The sequence below is a fragment of the Actinomyces sp. SKVG-SVH-4(1) genome, assembly GCF_048514265.1.
Lineage (GTDB): Bacteria > Actinomycetota > Actinomycetes > Actinomycetales > Actinomycetaceae > Actinomyces > Actinomyces oris.
Genome location: NZ_JBGEVE010000010.1, coordinates 1 through 15,750 on the forward strand (window position 1 = coordinate 1; position 15,750 = coordinate 15,750).

Annotated in this window: 15 protein-coding genes; 10 read left to right on the forward strand and 5 right to left on the reverse strand. The window is 68.9% G+C overall.

Going from position 1 to position 15,750, the window contains the following annotated elements:
• Positions 1–194 precede the first annotated feature (194 nt).
• Together AB7V09_RS09105 and AB7V09_RS09110 are read right to left on the reverse strand one after the other, a co-directional pair.
• On the reverse strand, positions 195–1,373 hold the full coding sequence (locus AB7V09_RS09105) for a glycosyltransferase (protein WP_419143564.1): 1,179 nt from the start codon (positions 1,371–1,373) through the stop codon (positions 195–197).
• A gap of 1 nt (position 1,374) precedes the next feature.
• The gene (locus AB7V09_RS09110) at positions 1,375–2,406 is read right to left on the reverse strand and encodes a phosphodiester glycosidase family protein (RefSeq protein WP_419143565.1); all 1,032 of its coding nucleotides are present in this window, start codon (positions 2,404–2,406) and stop codon (positions 1,375–1,377) included.
• A gap of 612 nt (positions 2,407–3,018) precedes the next feature.
• Here AB7V09_RS09110 and AB7V09_RS09115 point away from each other — a divergent pair.
• The 5 genes from AB7V09_RS09115 (at position 3,019) to AB7V09_RS09135 (ending at position 8,032) form a co-directional block, all read left to right on the forward strand.
• Positions 3,019–3,213: a hypothetical protein gene (locus AB7V09_RS09115; RefSeq protein WP_009407662.1), complete on the forward strand. Its 195-nt coding sequence runs from the start codon at positions 3,019–3,021 to the stop codon at positions 3,211–3,213.
• A 220-nt stretch (positions 3,214–3,433) separates the two neighbouring features.
• Positions 3,434–4,606 (forward strand): ABC transporter substrate-binding protein, encoded by a 1,173-nt coding sequence (locus AB7V09_RS09120; RefSeq protein ID WP_419143566.1) that lies wholly within the window; start codon positions 3,434–3,436, stop codon positions 4,604–4,606.
• Positions 4,606–5,781: a FecCD family ABC transporter permease gene (locus AB7V09_RS09125; protein ID WP_419143567.1), complete on the forward strand. Its 1,176-nt coding sequence runs from the start codon at positions 4,606–4,608 to the stop codon at positions 5,779–5,781. The genes AB7V09_RS09120 and AB7V09_RS09125 overlap by 1 nt, the downstream gene beginning before the upstream one ends.
• Complete coding sequence (locus AB7V09_RS09130) at positions 5,778–6,536, forward strand: ABC transporter ATP-binding protein (protein WP_419143568.1); 759 nt, start codon at positions 5,778–5,780, stop codon at positions 6,534–6,536. The genes AB7V09_RS09125 and AB7V09_RS09130 overlap by 4 nt, the downstream gene beginning before the upstream one ends.
• Before the next feature lie 188 nt (positions 6,537–6,724).
• Positions 6,725–8,032, forward strand: a complete 1,308-nt coding sequence (locus AB7V09_RS09135; protein WP_419143569.1) for a multidrug effflux MFS transporter — start codon at positions 6,725–6,727, stop codon at positions 8,030–8,032.
• A 21-nt stretch (positions 8,033–8,053) separates the two neighbouring features.
• Here the strand turns inward: AB7V09_RS09135 and AB7V09_RS09140 are convergent, their stop codons facing one another.
• The 3 genes from AB7V09_RS09140 to AB7V09_RS09150 all read right to left on the reverse strand — a co-directional run bounded on the left by AB7V09_RS09140 (position 8,054) and on the right by AB7V09_RS09150 (position 9,046).
• Positions 8,054–8,467, reverse strand: a complete 414-nt coding sequence (locus tag AB7V09_RS09140) for a serine/threonine protein phosphatase (RefSeq protein ID WP_419143570.1) — start codon at positions 8,465–8,467, stop codon at positions 8,054–8,056.
• A gap of 76 nt (positions 8,468–8,543) precedes the next feature.
• Positions 8,544–8,813, reverse strand: a complete 270-nt coding sequence (locus tag AB7V09_RS09145) for a hypothetical protein (RefSeq protein ID WP_254654164.1) — start codon at positions 8,811–8,813, stop codon at positions 8,544–8,546.
• A gap of 5 nt (positions 8,814–8,818) precedes the next feature.
• Positions 8,819–9,046, reverse strand: coding sequence for a hypothetical protein (locus AB7V09_RS09150; protein WP_009407640.1), 228 nt, complete (start codon positions 9,044–9,046; stop codon positions 8,819–8,821).
• A 786-nt stretch (positions 9,047–9,832) separates the two neighbouring features.
• Here AB7V09_RS09150 and dnaK point away from each other — a divergent pair.
• The 5 genes from dnaK (at position 9,833) to AB7V09_RS09175 (ending at position 15,706) form a co-directional block, all read left to right on the forward strand.
• On the forward strand, positions 9,833–11,692 hold the full coding sequence (dnaK, locus tag AB7V09_RS09155) for a molecular chaperone DnaK (RefSeq protein WP_009407705.1): 1,860 nt from the start codon (positions 9,833–9,835) through the stop codon (positions 11,690–11,692).
• Entirely contained in the window at positions 11,689–12,318 is a 630-nt protein-coding gene (locus AB7V09_RS09160) for a nucleotide exchange factor GrpE (protein ID WP_009407629.1), read from the forward strand. The genes dnaK and AB7V09_RS09160 overlap by 4 nt, the downstream gene beginning before the upstream one ends.
• A 194-nt stretch (positions 12,319–12,512) precedes the next feature.
• The gene (locus AB7V09_RS09165; protein WP_279012662.1) at positions 12,513–13,556 is read left to right on the forward strand and encodes a DnaJ C-terminal domain-containing protein; all 1,044 of its coding nucleotides are present in this window, start codon (positions 12,513–12,515) and stop codon (positions 13,554–13,556) included.
• Positions 13,553–14,050, forward strand: coding sequence for a heat shock protein transcriptional repressor HspR (locus AB7V09_RS09170; protein ID WP_201444221.1), 498 nt, complete (start codon positions 13,553–13,555; stop codon positions 14,048–14,050). The genes AB7V09_RS09165 and AB7V09_RS09170 overlap by 4 nt, the downstream gene beginning before the upstream one ends.
• A gap of 204 nt (positions 14,051–14,254) precedes the next feature.
• Entirely contained in the window at positions 14,255–15,706 is a 1,452-nt protein-coding gene (locus tag AB7V09_RS09175; RefSeq protein ID WP_419143571.1) for a DUF418 domain-containing protein, read from the forward strand.
• The last annotated feature ends 44 nt before the right edge of the window (positions 15,707–15,750 follow it).

A 15,750-nucleotide genomic window follows, 5' to 3' on the forward strand; every position in this document is an offset into this window, starting at 1 on the left:
TGCCCCGGGTTCCCGCCTGAGTGAGTGTCTCAGATGTCATGACACCCAAATGTCTCAGAAGTGAGGAGACAGCACAGAGGGGTAAGGGTACGACCTCGAGACCTACGGTACGACCTCGCGGAGGCCAACGCCGCAAGGTGTGACCTCGCGTAGGCCGGCACCGCCCTGGTCGCCCCAACCGCCCCGGGCCCTCCTCACCTCCGCTCCTTGAACACCAGCCGGCGCTGCGCCACATAGCTGGCCACGTAGATGGCCCCGTCGCCGAGAACCTTGGCGATCCCCAGCGGAATCCCGACCGCCGTGAGCGCCTTGAGCGCCAGGTAGCTGGCCGCCAGCAGGCTCACCGCCAGGACCGCGTAGCGCACCGCCGTGCGCACCACGGTCCCGCGCCGCGCCCGGAATACCCGGCGATTCATGAAGAAGTTCGCCGTCCCGGACACCAGCCGCGCCCCCACGACCGCCGCCAGCAGGCTGCCCGTCATCGCGAAGATGACCATGACACCCAGCCAGTCGATCCCGAAGCTCGCCAGCGACGCCCCCATGAACCGCAGCAGCGGAGCATAGATCCGCGCCGAGTCCTGCACCGGCCGGAAGTGGGAGGAGGTGTTGCCCGGCTCGTAGACCGTGGCGATCTCCACCTGCTCCACCGCCATCCCCAGCTCGTGAGCGCGCAGCAGCGCGGAGAGCTCGTACTCGTAGCGGTCCCCGGGAACCTCCTGCAGCCACGCCAGCTGCCCGGCCGGGTAGCCGCGCAGACCCGTCTGGGTGTCGCCCAGCCTCCAGCCGGTCGCACCCCGGAACAGCAGGGCAGTCACGTCGTTACCGATCCGGCTGCGCAGCGGAACCGGCCCGGTGAAGCGCCGCACCCCCAGGGTCATGTGCCCGGTCTCCCGCACCCGAGCGGCCACGGACTCAATGTCCGACGGCGTGTGCTGCCCGTCGGCGTCGGCGCACACCACGTCCGCCTCGGGCCAGGTGGCGGCCGCGTGAGCCAGGCCCGTGCGCAGCGCCTGACCCTTGCCCTGGTTGACCGGGGAACTGACGACCTCGGCGCCCCGGGCGCGGGCGGCGGAGAAGAAGGGCGCGTACTGCGGCCCCGAGCCGTCGTCGACGACCAGCACCGCGCAGTCCCGGCGCGCACCGCGCAGACGGGCCACGAGCACGGCCAGGCGCTCATCGGGCTTGTAGGCCGGGATGAGAACCACGAGCGCCACCGCCGTCCGGGGACGGCGCTCGCCCCCGGTCCGCGTCGTTGTCTCGTTGCCCACGAACCGGTTGCCCGCCGTCCGGTTGGCCGTGGTCCGGTTCGCGGGGACGATGACCCGCGGCAGGATGCGCGGTGAGGTCTGAAGGGCTGTGTCGGTGCCGTTCATCTCAGGCTCCGTTCGCGATGTAGAGGATGTCGGAGGTGTCGCGCTCGCCCCCGTTGGAGGGCTGGTTGATGATCGAGCCGTTGAAGTACATGGCTGACGAGCCGCCGCCGTCGATGTTGTAGGCGCAGGCGCACCCCAGGTCGGCCATGATCTGGGCGAGCTCGGTCATGGTCACGCCGCGCGAGTAGCCCTCGTTGCGGCCGTCGACGACGACGAGCTTGAGGTGGTTCGTTTCCACCCACCCCACGGCGGTACGCGGCTGCTTGCCCTGGATGGAGTGGTTGCCGACGTTGGTGTCCACCTCGACCTGGTCGATACCGGAGAGCACCTTGGAATCGTTGACCAGCGCCGGCCCGAAGGACAGCGTGTTCCACACGCCCTCGTCCAGGAGCGTCTGCGCCTTGGTGGTGGTCTCGTCGTAGACCTCCACGCGCCCGTCGCTGTAGAAGGCCATGCCGTCGCGCGTGCCGCTGTCGCGGTAGATGACGCCGTTGCGGATGAGGATGCCGTCGCTGCGGAAGCCGTAGTAGTCGCCGTTGATGGCCAGGACGGCGTCGTGCTCAGAGGCCATCGTGGTGGGCTTGGCGACGATGTTGGTGCCGTAGGAGTTATTGGCGAAGGCGCTGCGCAGGTCGGTGGCGTTGGTGAGCTTGACGTCGGCCACGTAGTAGGTGACGGTGTCGCTGCCCGAGCCGGTGGAGACCTGCTCAATCTGGATGCTCGTATTCGATGAGGAGTAGGAGTTGTCACCGACCGTCACGTTCGTGGCCGGGGTCGCCGAGGAGTTGGCCGCGTTCTGCGCCTTGGCCTCCAGCGCGGTGACGTCGCCGACCTCCACGTGTTCGATGACGAAGCGGTTGAGCGCCCAGGCGCTGGTGCCGGTGGCGGCCAGGCCCAGGACGGCGGCGCCGCCCAGGAGGAAGCGGCGGCGCGGGTGCTTGCTGGACTTCGTGGAGCGGTCGCGCCGGCCGGAGTCGTGGTTCTGGCCGGACTGGGGTGACTCGGGCGGGCTGAGGGTGTCGGAGTTGTGCATGACTCAACCGTGTCGGCCCCGTGTGTGCCAGGCGTAGGTTGACCTTGTGGGTCTTCTGTGAAGCCGCAGCGGGCGCAGGGGCCGCTTGAGCGCGGGGTTATCGCGATGGACACTCGAGCCGGTCCCGAGGCACAATGAGTGGGAGCCACCCGGCGGCTATCCGGGCGGCTCCCGAAGGGGCTCAGCCCCTCAGGAGCTGAATCAAGCTAATCAGGACTCCGACGGCGGTTGCGAGCGAGCCAACAATCTCGCACCACGTCGGGGTTCTGCGCTGTTCAGCATCCTTCCGTGCCGCATGCCGAAGACGGTCACGCATACCCCTTCACCTCCTTCCGGTGGATCGACACCCTGCTGAATCAAGCAGGAAGGTGCCAGGGCAGATCCGCCGTTGAAGGCCTCCCCACCATGCCACGGCCCTCCGACATCGAGCCGGCGGCTCAAGAACCGGTTTGAGCGGCGTCGGAGAATGGCGTCGCATCAGGTGCCAATACTTCAGGAGGGTGAGAGTCCTACGCGGAGACGGTCCCTGAAATCCTTCGACGGGGCCTGGCCTGGGCCTATGGTGAGGGTGGTCGCCGCTCCTGGCGTGACGTTCAACAGGGAGGTGTCAGTATGTTCTCTACCCGAAACATCAAAATTCTCCGGCTGATCGTGGGGGTGCTCGCGATCATCTCCGCGGTCATGAATTTCGCCCAGGGAAACCGGGCGGTCGCGATCATCTTCATCGGCATCGGAGTCATTTTTCTGGCCCAGGTGACGTCATCGTCATCTGATGGCGGTAGTCGCCGTCCTCCGTCGAACTCATGAGTGCCGTCGAGCTCGCGGCGTAGAGGGTGAGTGGCCGGCGTTGGCCCGCTCGGCCTGCGGCGACTCGTCGAGAGCGGTGCCCCTGTGCCAACCTCTACATACCTCCCGTAAGATTTGTATGACCTTACTAAAATTAGATGACGTCCCTTGGCAAATTAACTGAGGTGGCCCTAAGGTCCTAGGTGCTTCGTGTTCGCCCTCGCCTCACCGAAGGACTCTTATGCGCCGTCGTACCCTGCTCATGGCCCTCCCACTGACCGCCGTCCTCGCCAGCTGCGGAGTCGCCTCCCGCGCCGGCAAGGGCTCCAGCACCGGCGCCTCCGCGGGCGCCTCCGGCGGCGGCTTCGAGGTCACCGACGTCGTCGGCCGCAAGGTCACCTTCAGTGCCCAGCCCCAGAGGATCGTCCTGAGCGAGTCCCGCCACGTCTACTCCCTGGCCTTCCTCAACAAGACCAACCCCATCGACAAGGTGGTCGCCTGGGGCGAGGACCTCCAGAAGGCCGCCCCCGACTTCTACGAGAAGATCCTCTCCGTGGCCCCCAAGGCCGCCGACCTGCCGAAGATCGGCAACATCGCCAAGGACGGCCTGCCCATCGAGACCCTGGTGAGCCACAAGCCCGACGTCTTCATCATGACCCTGGACGCCTACAACTCCGCCAAGGAGAAGGGCTACCTCGAGAAGCTGGACGGCCAGAAGATCACCTACGTCGTCACCGACTTCCGCCGCGACCCGGTGAAGAACACCGTCCCCTCGGTCACCCTCATGGGCGCCGTCTTCGACAAGCGCAAGGAGGCCGAGACCTTCGTCAACTTCTACAAGAAGCAGGTCGATCCCATCGTGGCCAAGGCGAAGTCTCTGTCCTCCAAGCCCACCACCTTCCTGTGGCGCGGCCCGGGCGTCAACGACCCCGGCGCCACCTACTCCACCGCGAACCTCGGTGCGATCGTCACCGCCACCGGCGGCACCAACATCGCCGACAGCCTCCTGTCCGGGGAGGAGGGCGTGCTCACCCCCGAGCAGGTCATCGCCTCCAACCCCAAGAACATCATCGCCACCGGCGGCGAGTGGCAGCAGCAGAAGATCAAGGACACCGCCCAGACCAGCTACGTCCACCTCGGCTACAAGGCCGACGAGGCCTCCGCCAAGGCCAGCCTCGAGCAGCTGAAGAACCAGCCCGGCTACGACCAGATCCAGGCCTTCACCGACCGGCACGTCTACGGCATCTACCACCAGTTCTACGACGCCCCCTACAACTTCATCGCCTACCTCACCTTCGCCAAGTGGCAGAACCCCGAGGCCTTCTCCGACGTCGACCCCGCCAAGGTCTGGAAGGACTTCCACGAGCAGCACATGCCCTGGAAGGCCGAGGGCGTCTTCTTCGCCGCCATCTGATGGGAGCGCCCACGACCAAGGGACCTTCCGACGACGTCGCAGCGCACCAGTCCGATACCGGCCGGGTACCGGACGGTGCGGCGTTGACCACGAAGGCCGACGGGCCGGCCGATACACCCACGGACACGGCGGCGTCGGCCTACGCCTCCTACCGCCGTCGAACCGCGCGGCGAGTCGCGATGCTCACGGGGCTGGCCACCCTGCTCCTGGCCGTCTTCCTCGTGGCCCTCATGGTGGGGCCCCTGGGGTTCAGCCCGGCCCAGGTGCTCGGAGCCCTCTTCGACGCCGACTACGACCCCTGGGTCGCCAACATCGTCATCAACCTGCGCCTGCCGCCGGCGCTGCTCGCGGTCCTGGTCGGCGGGGCACTGTCCCTGGCCGGCGTCCAGATGCAGACGATCCTCGACAACCCGCTGGCCGAGCCCTTCACCCTGGGCATCTCGGCGGCCTCGGCCCTGGGGGCGGCGCTGGCCATCGTCACGGGTCTCGTGCTGCCGGTGGCCACCGGCGCCACCCTGCCGATCGTGGCGATGACGGCGGGACTGGCGGCCTCCCTCACCATTGCGATGGTCTCGAGGCTGCCGTCGGTGACCAAGGAGATGACGATCCTGCTGGGCATCGCCCTGGTCTTCAGTTGCCAGGCGCTCCTGGCGCTCGTGCAGTACCGGGCCTCCACCGAGAGCCTGCAGCAGATCGTCTTCTGGTCGATGGGTTCCCTCATGCGCGCCACCTGGCCGGCCGTGGCCACCGTCTCGGCGGCCCTGCTCGTGGCCACGCCCGTCTTCTGGGTCAACGGCTGGCGGTTGACCGCCATCACCCTGGGGGAGGCGCGCGCCGCAGCCATGGGCATCAACGTGGCGCGCCTGCGCGCGTGGACCCTGGTCGGCGTCTCGTTGCTGGCCGCCCTGTCCGTGGCCTTCGTGGGGATCATCGGATTCGTGGGACTCGTGGGGCCGCACATGGCCCGCGGCCTGGTGGGGGAGGACCAGCGCTTCCTCGTACCCGCCTCCATCCTGTGCGGCGCCACCCTGCTGACCGCGGCCCACACCGCCAGCCAGCTCATCGTGCCGGGTGTGGCCGTACCCGTCGGCATCCTGACCGCCCTGGTGGGTGTGCCGGTGTTCCTCACCATCATCTTCGGACGCCAGCGCTCGGCGGTCAGGAGCGGTTCATGAGCCTCATCCTGAACGACCTCACCTTCTCCTACGGCAGGCGGGCCGTCCTCCAGGGCGTCGACGCCACCTGGGAGACCGGCCAGACGGTCGGGCTGCTCGGCCCCAACGGCGCAGGCAAGTCCACTCTGGTCACCTGCGTGGCCCAGTTGCGCCGCCACCTGGGGGAGGTGAGCTTCGCCGGGCGCCGGGGCCACGACCTGCGCGGCACGATCGGCTACATGCCGCAGGGCCTGCCCGGCGACGCCGCCCTGACCGCCCTGGAGTCGGTGCTCACCGCCTCACGGCGCGGCATGACCTGGCACACGAGTCGGGCCGATATCGACCTGGCCTGGAGCGCCCTGGACGAGCTCGGGGTGGCCGAGCTGGCCGACCGCCCACTGGGCCAGCTCTCCGGCGGGCAGCGCCAGCTCGTCGCCCTGGCCCAGACGCTGGTGCGCGAGCCCGGACTCATCCTGCTCGACGAGCCCACCTCCGCACTCGACCTGCGCCGCCAGGTCTCGGTGCTCTCCCACGTGCGCCGGATCTGTCACCGGGACACCGGGCGCCTCGCCGTCGTCGCCCTGCACGACCTCAACCTGGCAGCCCGCTTCTGCGACCGCCTCGCCATCCTCGCCGGCGGGACGATCCGAGCCGAGGGGCCGCCCGCCGAGGTGCTCCAGCCCGACATCCTCGCCGAGGTCTACGGGCTGCGGGTGCGGATCGTGCCCGACGGCGACCACGTCATGGTCGCCCCCGAGGCCGAGCAGGGGGCTTGAGCGGGGGCCTGGCGCCGTCAGGCGCTCCGGCCTCGGATGAAGGGGATGATCCGGAGAACGATCCAGCCGAGCGCCAGCAAGGGCAACCAGTATTGGCGTCACTGTGCGGAACGATCCGGCCACGCCGTGCACCGCGTCACGCATGGGCGTACTGACGCCTCGGTCGGAACTCTCCGTACTCTCAGGGCATGACAGCTTCGCCGGCCGCTCCGTCCGACCACGGGCTGAGGATGACCTTCCCCGCCACGCTCCTCATCGCCCTGGCCGCGCTCGCGGCCGTCGCACCTCTGGCCACCGACGCCTACCTGCCGGCCTTCGCCCAGATGGCCGATGACCTGGGCGTCTCCGCCTCCAGCGTTCAGCTGACGATGACCACGTTCCTTGTGGGCATCGCGCTCGGCCAGCTGGGTATCGGGGTCCTGTCCGATCGCGTCGGCCGGCGTCCTCTGCTGCTGTGGGGCAGTGTGCTCGCCCTGGCCGCCAGCGTCGGCGCCGCCCTGGCCCCGAGCCTGCCCGTTCTCCTCATCGCCCGCTTCTTCCAGGGGCTCGGGGGCGCGGCCGGGATGGTCCTGGGCCGGGCAGTCATCTCCGACCGCTCCCGTGGGATCACCGCCGCCCGGGCCCTCAGCGTCGTCATGGCGATTCAGGGGATCGCCCCGGTGGTGGCGCCGATTCTCGGGGGCGTGCTCGTCGAGCCCATCGGGTGGCGCGGCATCCTGGGAGTCGTGGCCGCCTTCACCGGGCTGCTCGTGGTCATGGTCCTTCTCTGGGTGCCCGAGTCCCTGCCCGCCGAGCGGCGTCACAACGGCGGCCTGCGGATACTGCTCGACGGCACCCGTGAGCTGGCCCGCGACCATGTCCTCGTACGTCTGCTGTTCATTAATGCCCTGTCCTTCGGGCTGCTCATGGCCTACCTGTCCGCGGCTCCCTTCGTGCTTCGCAACGTGCTGGGCATGGGGACGGTTGCCTATACGGCGGTCTTCGGGCTGTGCGGGGCGACGGTGACGGTGACGATCGCGGTGGCGGCGTCGCTCGTGCGCCGCTTCTCCCAGGCCCGCCAGGTGCGGGTCGGGCTCATCGCGGGGCTGGTCGTCGACACGGTCTTCGCGGGGGTCTGCCTCACGTGGCTGCGCGAGCCGATGACCGGGCCGGAGCGGATGCCGCTGCTGGTGGCGGTCGTGGCCCTCTTCCTGGCACACGTGGCCTGCCTGGGACTGTCGATGGGCAACGCCCCGGCGCTCGCGCTCGACCGCACGGGTCGGTGGGCGGGAACCGGTTCCGCGCTGCTCGGTTTTCTGCAGTTCGTCGTCGGTGGGCTCGTCAGCCCGCTGGTGGGGCTGACCGGTGAGGCCAGCGGTGTGGCCTTCGGCGTCGTCATCGTGGCCGTCGGTGCCGTCGCCAACATCCTGGCGGTCTTCGGCCTGCGCGAGCGGGGCGAGAAGCAGCGCCTGGGCGCTCAGGTGACCGAGCGCCGACAGCAGCGCCTGGGCCAGTGACGGCTCCGGCCGGCAGCGCACTTAGGAGGCTGAGCGCAGCCGCGTCGTCGGAAGAGGTAGTTCGATGGCGCCGATGAGGTCCACGGACTTGGCGATGTTGGTGGCCGAGAGGTCCTCCATCGCCCTGGCGACGATGACGCGGTCCCGGTGAATCTCGCGGATCCTGACCCGGGTCCAGCTCGCCTCGCCCGTCTGCAGATCGTCCTCCTCAAGGAGCCAGTCCTCCGCCAGAAGCCGCAGGCCGATCGCATCCAGGACCGCCTCGGCCTCGTCGAGCTCCATGGCCTCGCCGCGCCGGACCCACAGCCGGTCATACGGGATGAACCGGCCGTCCGCACTCATCTCGATATAGCCCACATGCTCGCCGTCCTCGCGACGAAGGTGGTCGAAGACGTCCTCGGGATCGGGCAGGCCTTCCGGTGACGGGGCGCTCATGCATGCCAGGCTACCGGGCTGGTGAATGCCTCCCCATCAGCGCAGGCCTGTTGCTTCCGATGTGGCCTGATCTGCCTCAAGCCACGAGTGGCTGATAGCGCTGGCGGGCGGCTTCACCGGAGGTTCCGACCATATTTCCGATGGCTGCCCAGGACATCCCAGCGTCCCGAGCGCCTCTGATGGCATCAAGGACATGCCGTTCGGCCTGGGCCTGTTCAGCAACTGCGTCTCGCAAGGCCGCTAATGCGGCCACGTCGACCTCATCGGCTGCGACTGGCTCGTAGCTCTCGAATCGAGCTGCCAGCTCGTCGGCATGTGTCAGGATCTCGTCAACAGTACGGGGCATCGTCATCACCTCAGAAACTTCTCTCGGGCACGCATGGCGTGGACGATGACGATTGCTGTGATGCCTTGAATGTAGCCAATCTCGAGAACAAGGGCGGCCCGGTTGGCTCCCAGGAGCATGGTGAAACCATCTCCCATATCCCAGGCTCGGATGGGGTGGTGATAGGCGTGAAGGATGTCGGCCTCGCTCAGGCCGTGCTTCAGCGCCGATCTGGCAATGATCGGATCGTCCACAGATCCAAGGTAACTTGCGGCGCGCTGTTTGGTCGAGGGGTGTGGTCCCGGGGTGACGCTGGTGGATGCCGCAGATGCCTTGGCTGACATCGGCGTCGAGCGGGGCGCTCATACGTGCCAGGTTATCGGGCTGGTGAATGCTTCCCCATCGGTGCAGGCCTGTCGCTTCTGCGGACTGGTGTCACGATTGGCGACTATTCGGGGTGGTACGGCATCTGCCGGCAACCTCGCAGAGGTGACTTGGGGGCGTCTGTGCTGGTCAGGGCTGGTTGTGGAGAGGGGGAGTGTGGCGGGGCGAGGCTGGTGGGCTCTGAAAAGTCGCCAATCGTGACACGTCGGTGGTGCGTGGGGCTGGGTGGGCTGATCGAGAACGTACTGACGAGGACTGCGTTCTCCCACAGAACTCTCGGGTGGGGCCTCAGTCGTCTGTGGGAATGCGCAGTCCTCGGCGCGTATCGCAGTCCCCGTATGGGGCTGGGATGCGCCGCTCTGACGCGGCCGGAACCGTCCGTCACCCTGTCGCGGCCAGGGTGCTTCGCGAGGCAAGTGGCTCGCGCTGCGTCCGTGGCGGCAGTCCGTGTCGCAGGTCACTATCAGCCTCGGGAATGGACTGCGACCCACCAAGGTTGAGCCAGTCAGACTCAAGGTTGTATGCAGTCAAGTTGACAGAGCCTGACTCAATCACAATCCTGAGTGCATACGACTCAACCTGAAGGCGCCGGAACCTCCGGCCCTCACCTCGAACATCGACTGACAACACCTCAGCAACCACAAGGAGCACATCACATGGCACGCGCTGTCGGTATCGACCTGGGTACCACCAACTCTGCTATCGCCGTCCTCGAGGGTGGCGAGCCCACCATTATCCCGAACGCCGAGGGCGGTCGCACCACCCCCTCCGTCGTCGCCTTCTCCAAGTCCGGCGAGATCCTCGTCGGCGAGATCGCCAAGCGTCAGGCGGTCACCAACGTCGACCGCACCATCTCCTCGGTCAAGCGCCACATGGGCACCGACTGGTCCGTGGAGATCGACGACAAGAAGTACACCGCCCAGGAGATCAGCGCCCGCATCCTGGCCAAGCTCAAGGCCGACGCCGAGGCCTACCTGGGTGAGCCCGTCACCAACGCGGTCATCACCGTCCCGGCCTACTTCAACGACGCCGAGCGCCAGGCCACCAAGGAGGCCGGCACCATCGCGGGCCTGACCGTGGACCGTATCGTCAATGAGCCCACCGCCGCGGCCCTGGCCTACGGCCTGGACAAGGGCAAGGAGGACGAGCTCATCCTCGTCTTCGACCTCGGTGGCGGTACCTTCGACGTCTCCCTGCTCGAGGTCGGCAAGGACGACGACGGCTTCTCCACTATCCAGGTGCGCGCCACCAACGGTGACAACCGTCTGGGCGGTGACGACTGGGACGCCCGCATCGTCGACTGGCTGGTCAAGCAGGTCAAGAGCAAGGACGGCGTGGACCTGTCCAAGGACAAGATCGCCATGCAGCGTCTCAAGGACGCCGCCGAGCAGGCCAAGAAGGAGCTGTCCTCGGCGACCTCCACGAACATCAACCTGCAGTACCTCTCCATGAGCGAGTCCGGCCCCATTCACCTCGATGAGAAGCTCACCCGCTCCAACTTCCAGGAGATGACCGCGGACCTGCTCGAGCGCACCAAGATCCCCTTCCACAACGTCATCAAGGACGCCGGGGTCAAGGTCTCCGACATCGACCACGTGGTCCTCGTGGGCGGCTCCACCCGCATGCCCGCCGTCGCCGACGTGGTGCGCGAGCTGACCGGCAAGGACCCCAACAAGGGCGTCAACCCCGATGAGGTCGTCGCCGTCGGCGCGGCCCTCCAGGCCGGCGTCATCCAGGGCGACCGCAGCGACGTCCTGCTCATCGACGTCACGCCGCTGTCCCTGGGCATCGAGACCAAGGGCGGGGTCATGACCAAGCTCATCGAGCGCAACACGGCCATCCCGACCAAGCGCTCCGAGGTCTTCTCCACCGCCGAGGACAACCAGCCCTCCGTGCTCATCCAGGTCTACCAGGGCGAGCGCGAGTTCGCCCGGGACAACAAGCCGCTGGGCACCTTCGAGCTGACCGGAATCGCCCCGGCCCCCCGTGGCGTGCCCCAGATCGAGGTCTCCTTCGATATCGACGCCAACGGCATCGTCCACGTCTCAGCCAAGGACCGCGGCACCGGCAAGGAGCAGTCCATGACCATCTCCGGCGGCTCCGCCCTGCCCAAGGAGGACATCGACCGCATGGTCAAGGAGGCTGAGGCCCACGCCGAGGAGGACAAGAAGCGCCGCGAGGACGCCGAGACCCGCAACTCCGCCGAGCAGCAGGCCTACTCCATCGAGAAGCTCCTCAAGGACAACAAGGACAAGCTGCCCGAGGACGTCCACTCCGAGGTCTCCGAGGCCGTCGCCGACCTCAAGAAGGCCCTCGAGGGTGACGACATCGAGCCGGTCAAGACCGCTCAGGAGAAGCTGAACTCGGTGGCCCAGAAGGTCGGTGAGGCCCTCTACCAGGCCGACGCCGCCGCCCAGGCCGCGGGTGACGCCTCCGCCTCCTCGGCCGGCTCCACGTCCTCCGACGACGAGGACATCGTGGACGCCGAGATCGTCGACGACGAGGACTCCAAGTGACCTCGGCCGGCCCCACCCCCGAGAACGAGGGCGTCGACCCCGAGCTCCAGGCGGCCGTCGAGTCGGCCTTCGAGGAAGTGCCCGACGACGTCCGTGAAGGACTCGCCCAGGGCTCGCCCGAGGGCGCGGCCGGCCAGGCCGACGCCGCCTCCGATGAGGCGGCGGGGGAGGACCCCCTGGCCCAGGCGCAGGCCCAGGCCGCTCAGGCGGCCGACGACCTGGCCCGGGCCCGGGCGGACCTCTACAACCTCCAGCAGGAGTACCAGGGGTTCGTGCGCCGCTCCCGTGAGGGCGCGGCCTCCCACCGGGACGCTGGTGCCGCCGGCGTCGTTGAGGCCCTCATCCCGGTCCTCGACGAGATCGAGCTGGCCCGCCAGCACGGCGACCTGACCGGCACCTTCGAGACCACGGCCGGCAAGCTCGAGTCGATCCTGGCCGAGAAGTACTCCCTGGAGCGCTTCGGCGCCGTGGGTGAGGTCTTCGACCCCACGCTGCATGAGGCCCTCATGGCCACCGAGTCCAGCGAGGTCACCGAGCCCACCATCGCCGCGGTCCTCCAGCCCGGATACCGCCTGGGTGAGCGCGTCGTGCGCGCCGCCCGCGTCCAGGTCGCCAACCCGGCCTGATACCCACCGCACCACACACCCCGGCCCGACGGCGGACCCGAGCCAGCAGTTCTGGCGGGTCCGAGTCCGCCGTCGGGCCGGCTGGTGCACCAGGGCGCCCCAGGCCCAGGGCCGCGGAGCCGTCCACCCCCACAATCTTCAGCTTCAGTAAGGAAAACCCACGATCACCCGGATAAGGAGGCGGTGAGACGACCATGGCCAGTCAGGACTGGATGACGAAGGACTTCTATGCGGTCCTCGGCGTGAGTAAGGACGCCGACGCCGCCGCGATCAAGAAGGCCTATCGCACACTCGCAAAGAAGTACCACCCCGACCGCAACCCCGACGACGCCGCGGCGGCCGAGAAGTTCAAGGAGATCGGGGAGGCCTACGCGGTCCTGTCCGACGAGGCCGAGCGCAAGCAGTACGATGCGATCCGCTCGATGGCCGGAGGCGGCGCCCGCTTCCAGGCCGGTGGCCCGGGAGGGGCCGGTGGCGCCGGCTTCGAGGACATCTTCTCCTCCATGTTCGGCGGCCAGGGAGGCGGCGTCCGCTTCGAGACCGGCGGCGGCGCCGGCGAGCCCGACCTTGATGACCTGCTGCGCATGTTCGGCGGCACCCCTAGCCCCACCCGCTCCGGTGGCCGTTCCGGCCCCTTCGGATTCGGTGGCTTCGGTGGCTTCGGTTCCCAGCCCCAGCCGCAGAAGGGCTCTGACGTCCTGACCTCGGCGACGCTGGACCTGCGCGACGCCGTCGCCGGGACCACCGTGGAGCTGACCGCGGACGGGCGCACCATGAAGGTCCGCATCCCGGCCGGTGTGCGCGACGGCCAGAAGATCCGTCTGCGCGGCAAGGGCCGAGCCGGCCTGAACGGCGGCGAGAACGGCGACATGGTGGTGACCATCGCCATCAAGAAGCACCCCGTGTACTCGGTCGACCCGGTCGACGGAGCCAACCTGCGCATGGACCTGCCGGTCACGCTGCGCGAGGCCGCCCTGGGGGCCACGGTCGAGGTCCCGCTGCTCGACGGCGGCACCTCCAAGATCAAGATCAAGCCCGGCACCTCCTCGGGCACCGTCATGCGCCTGCGCGGCAAGGGCGCCACCACCCGGAAGAAGACCGGCGACCTGCTGGTGACCATCCAGGTGGCCGTGCCCAAGAAGCTCTCCAAGGCCGCCAAGCAGGCCCTCGAGGCCTTCGATGAGGCCATGGGTGACACCGACCCGCGGGCCACCCTCATGGAGGAGGCGGCGACATGAGCCGGCACCGGGCCGGGCAGGGCCTGGGGCACCTGGCCGACGACGCCGCCGAGCGCGCGGTCTACGTGGTCTCGGTGGCGGCCGAGCTCGCCGGGATGCACCCCCAGACCCTGCGCCAGTACGACCGGCTCGGACTGGTCAGCCCCGCCCGGACCCGCGGGCGGGGCCGGCGCTACTCCCACCGCGACGTCGAGCGCCTGCGTCGCATCCAGTCCCTGTCCCAGGAGGGCATCAACCTCGAGGGCATCCGCCGCATCCTCGCCCTGGAGGCCCGCGTGGAGGAGCTGGAGGCCGACAACGCCCGCATGCGCAGCCGCGAGGCCGTCGTCCAGCGGATCTTCGCGGCGGCGGCCGACGGCGAGGTCCAGGTCGTCGCCCCCGGGCGCCAGGGCCGTGGACCCGCCGCGCGCCACCCCGAGGCGGGGCGCGCACGCGCCGCCGGTACGGCGGGAGGCGCGAGCACTGCGCTCGTGCCCGTGCGTCGATGGTACTGACCGACACGGATTGGCACTGACTGGGACCGACGAGCGCCGGCGGGCAATGATGAGCGCCGGTGCGTCCTGGATGCAGACACTGAGACGCGGGCACTGATGCAGCACTGAGCCCATCGGCCGCTGCGGCGGAACAGGCGGCCGGCCCCCGCACCTCATTCTCCAGGCGGATGCCGCCGGTCTACAACCGCCCGTAAGGTTCCGCTCATGCGGATGACGACCTCCTTCACCGGATCACGGGGCGTGCGATACCCCGCCCCCGACGTGGCCCGTGGCTTCATGCTCCTGCTCATCGCGGTCGCCAATGTTCCGTCGTGGAACAAGATGCCGAACGGGGCCGAGCCTCCGGTCTCCTCCGTTGACGGCTGGTGGATGTTCGTCCGCACGCTGGTGGTGGACCACCGGGCCTACCCGCTGTTCGCGATGCTCTTCGGCTTCGGGCTCATGACCATGATTAACCGGCGCATCGCCTCCGGGACCCAGACCTACCTCGCCTCCCTTCCCGGTGCGCCGGAGGGCCGCGAGCCGATGCCGCACGAGGCGGCCTGGGCCCGCGAGATGGCCACCATTGACGCCTACCGCCTGGTACGTCGCCGCGGCTGGTGGATGCTGCTGATCGGATTCGTCCACGGCCTCGTCTTCCCCGGTGACATCATCGGCGCCTATGGGCTGGTCGCCGTCCTCCTGGCCAACCTGCTGGCCCGCAAGAACTACTCGGCGCTCTACCTCACCGGGGGCATCATCTCCGTGCTGGCCCTGGCGACGTATCTGGCCTCAGGGACCCTGTCGGGCGGCGACACCCTGACGGCCTCCGGGGAGCAGTCGGTCTCGCTGACAGTGGCGCTGCTCTGGGTCGTCACCAATGCCCTGCAGTGGGCCGTGGTGCTGGTCGTGCAGGTGCTCATCGCCCTCATCGTCCCGGCCGCGGTGATCGGTGCCCGCCTAGCTGACACCGACCTCCTCACCCATCCGGAGCGGTACCGGCGCCTGCTGATCTCCGTGGGCCTGGGCGGTTTGGTGCTGGGGGCGCTCGCGGCGTTCCACGGTGCGCTGACGCTCGCGACGACGGCGCAGCTCTGGCCGTGGGACTTCGCCATGACGGAGTTCTTCGGCCTGGCCGGCGCCTGCGGCTGGCTGGCGCTGCTGGCCCTGTATGCCGGTGGGCCCAGGCCGGATGGCCGGCTGACGGGCCTGCGCCGGCTGGCTTCCGCCGTCGGCCGCCGTTCCATGACCGTCTACCTGAGCCAGACGATCCTGTTCGGCATCATCTTCGGCGTCGTTCCACTCCTGGTGACGGGCAGGCGCCTGTGGATGGGGCAGGCCGCGGCCGCCCTCGTCGCCCTGGGCGTCTGGCTGGCGTGCGTGGTCCTGTGCGCCGTCCTGGAGCGCGGTGGTCATGCCGGACCCTTCGAGACCCTGCTGCGCACGGCCGTCGCCCGCAGCGAGCGCAGGAGGCCGACGCCGCCGCCCCCGCCCGCCGTCTGGCCCGGGATGCAGGCGGGACCGTGGCCGACGATGCAGATGGGGACCCACCCGGGAGCGCCGGTGCCGATGCAACCGGGCATGCCGCCAGTGGCTCAGCCGGGAGTCCAGCCGGAGGCACCGGTCCAACCGGGCATGCCGCCTGCGCCGCAGCCGGGACCGCAGCCGGCCCCCTGAGCCGGCCCGACCCGGGTCCGTCCGCCGGAAGAATGGCCGGGCGG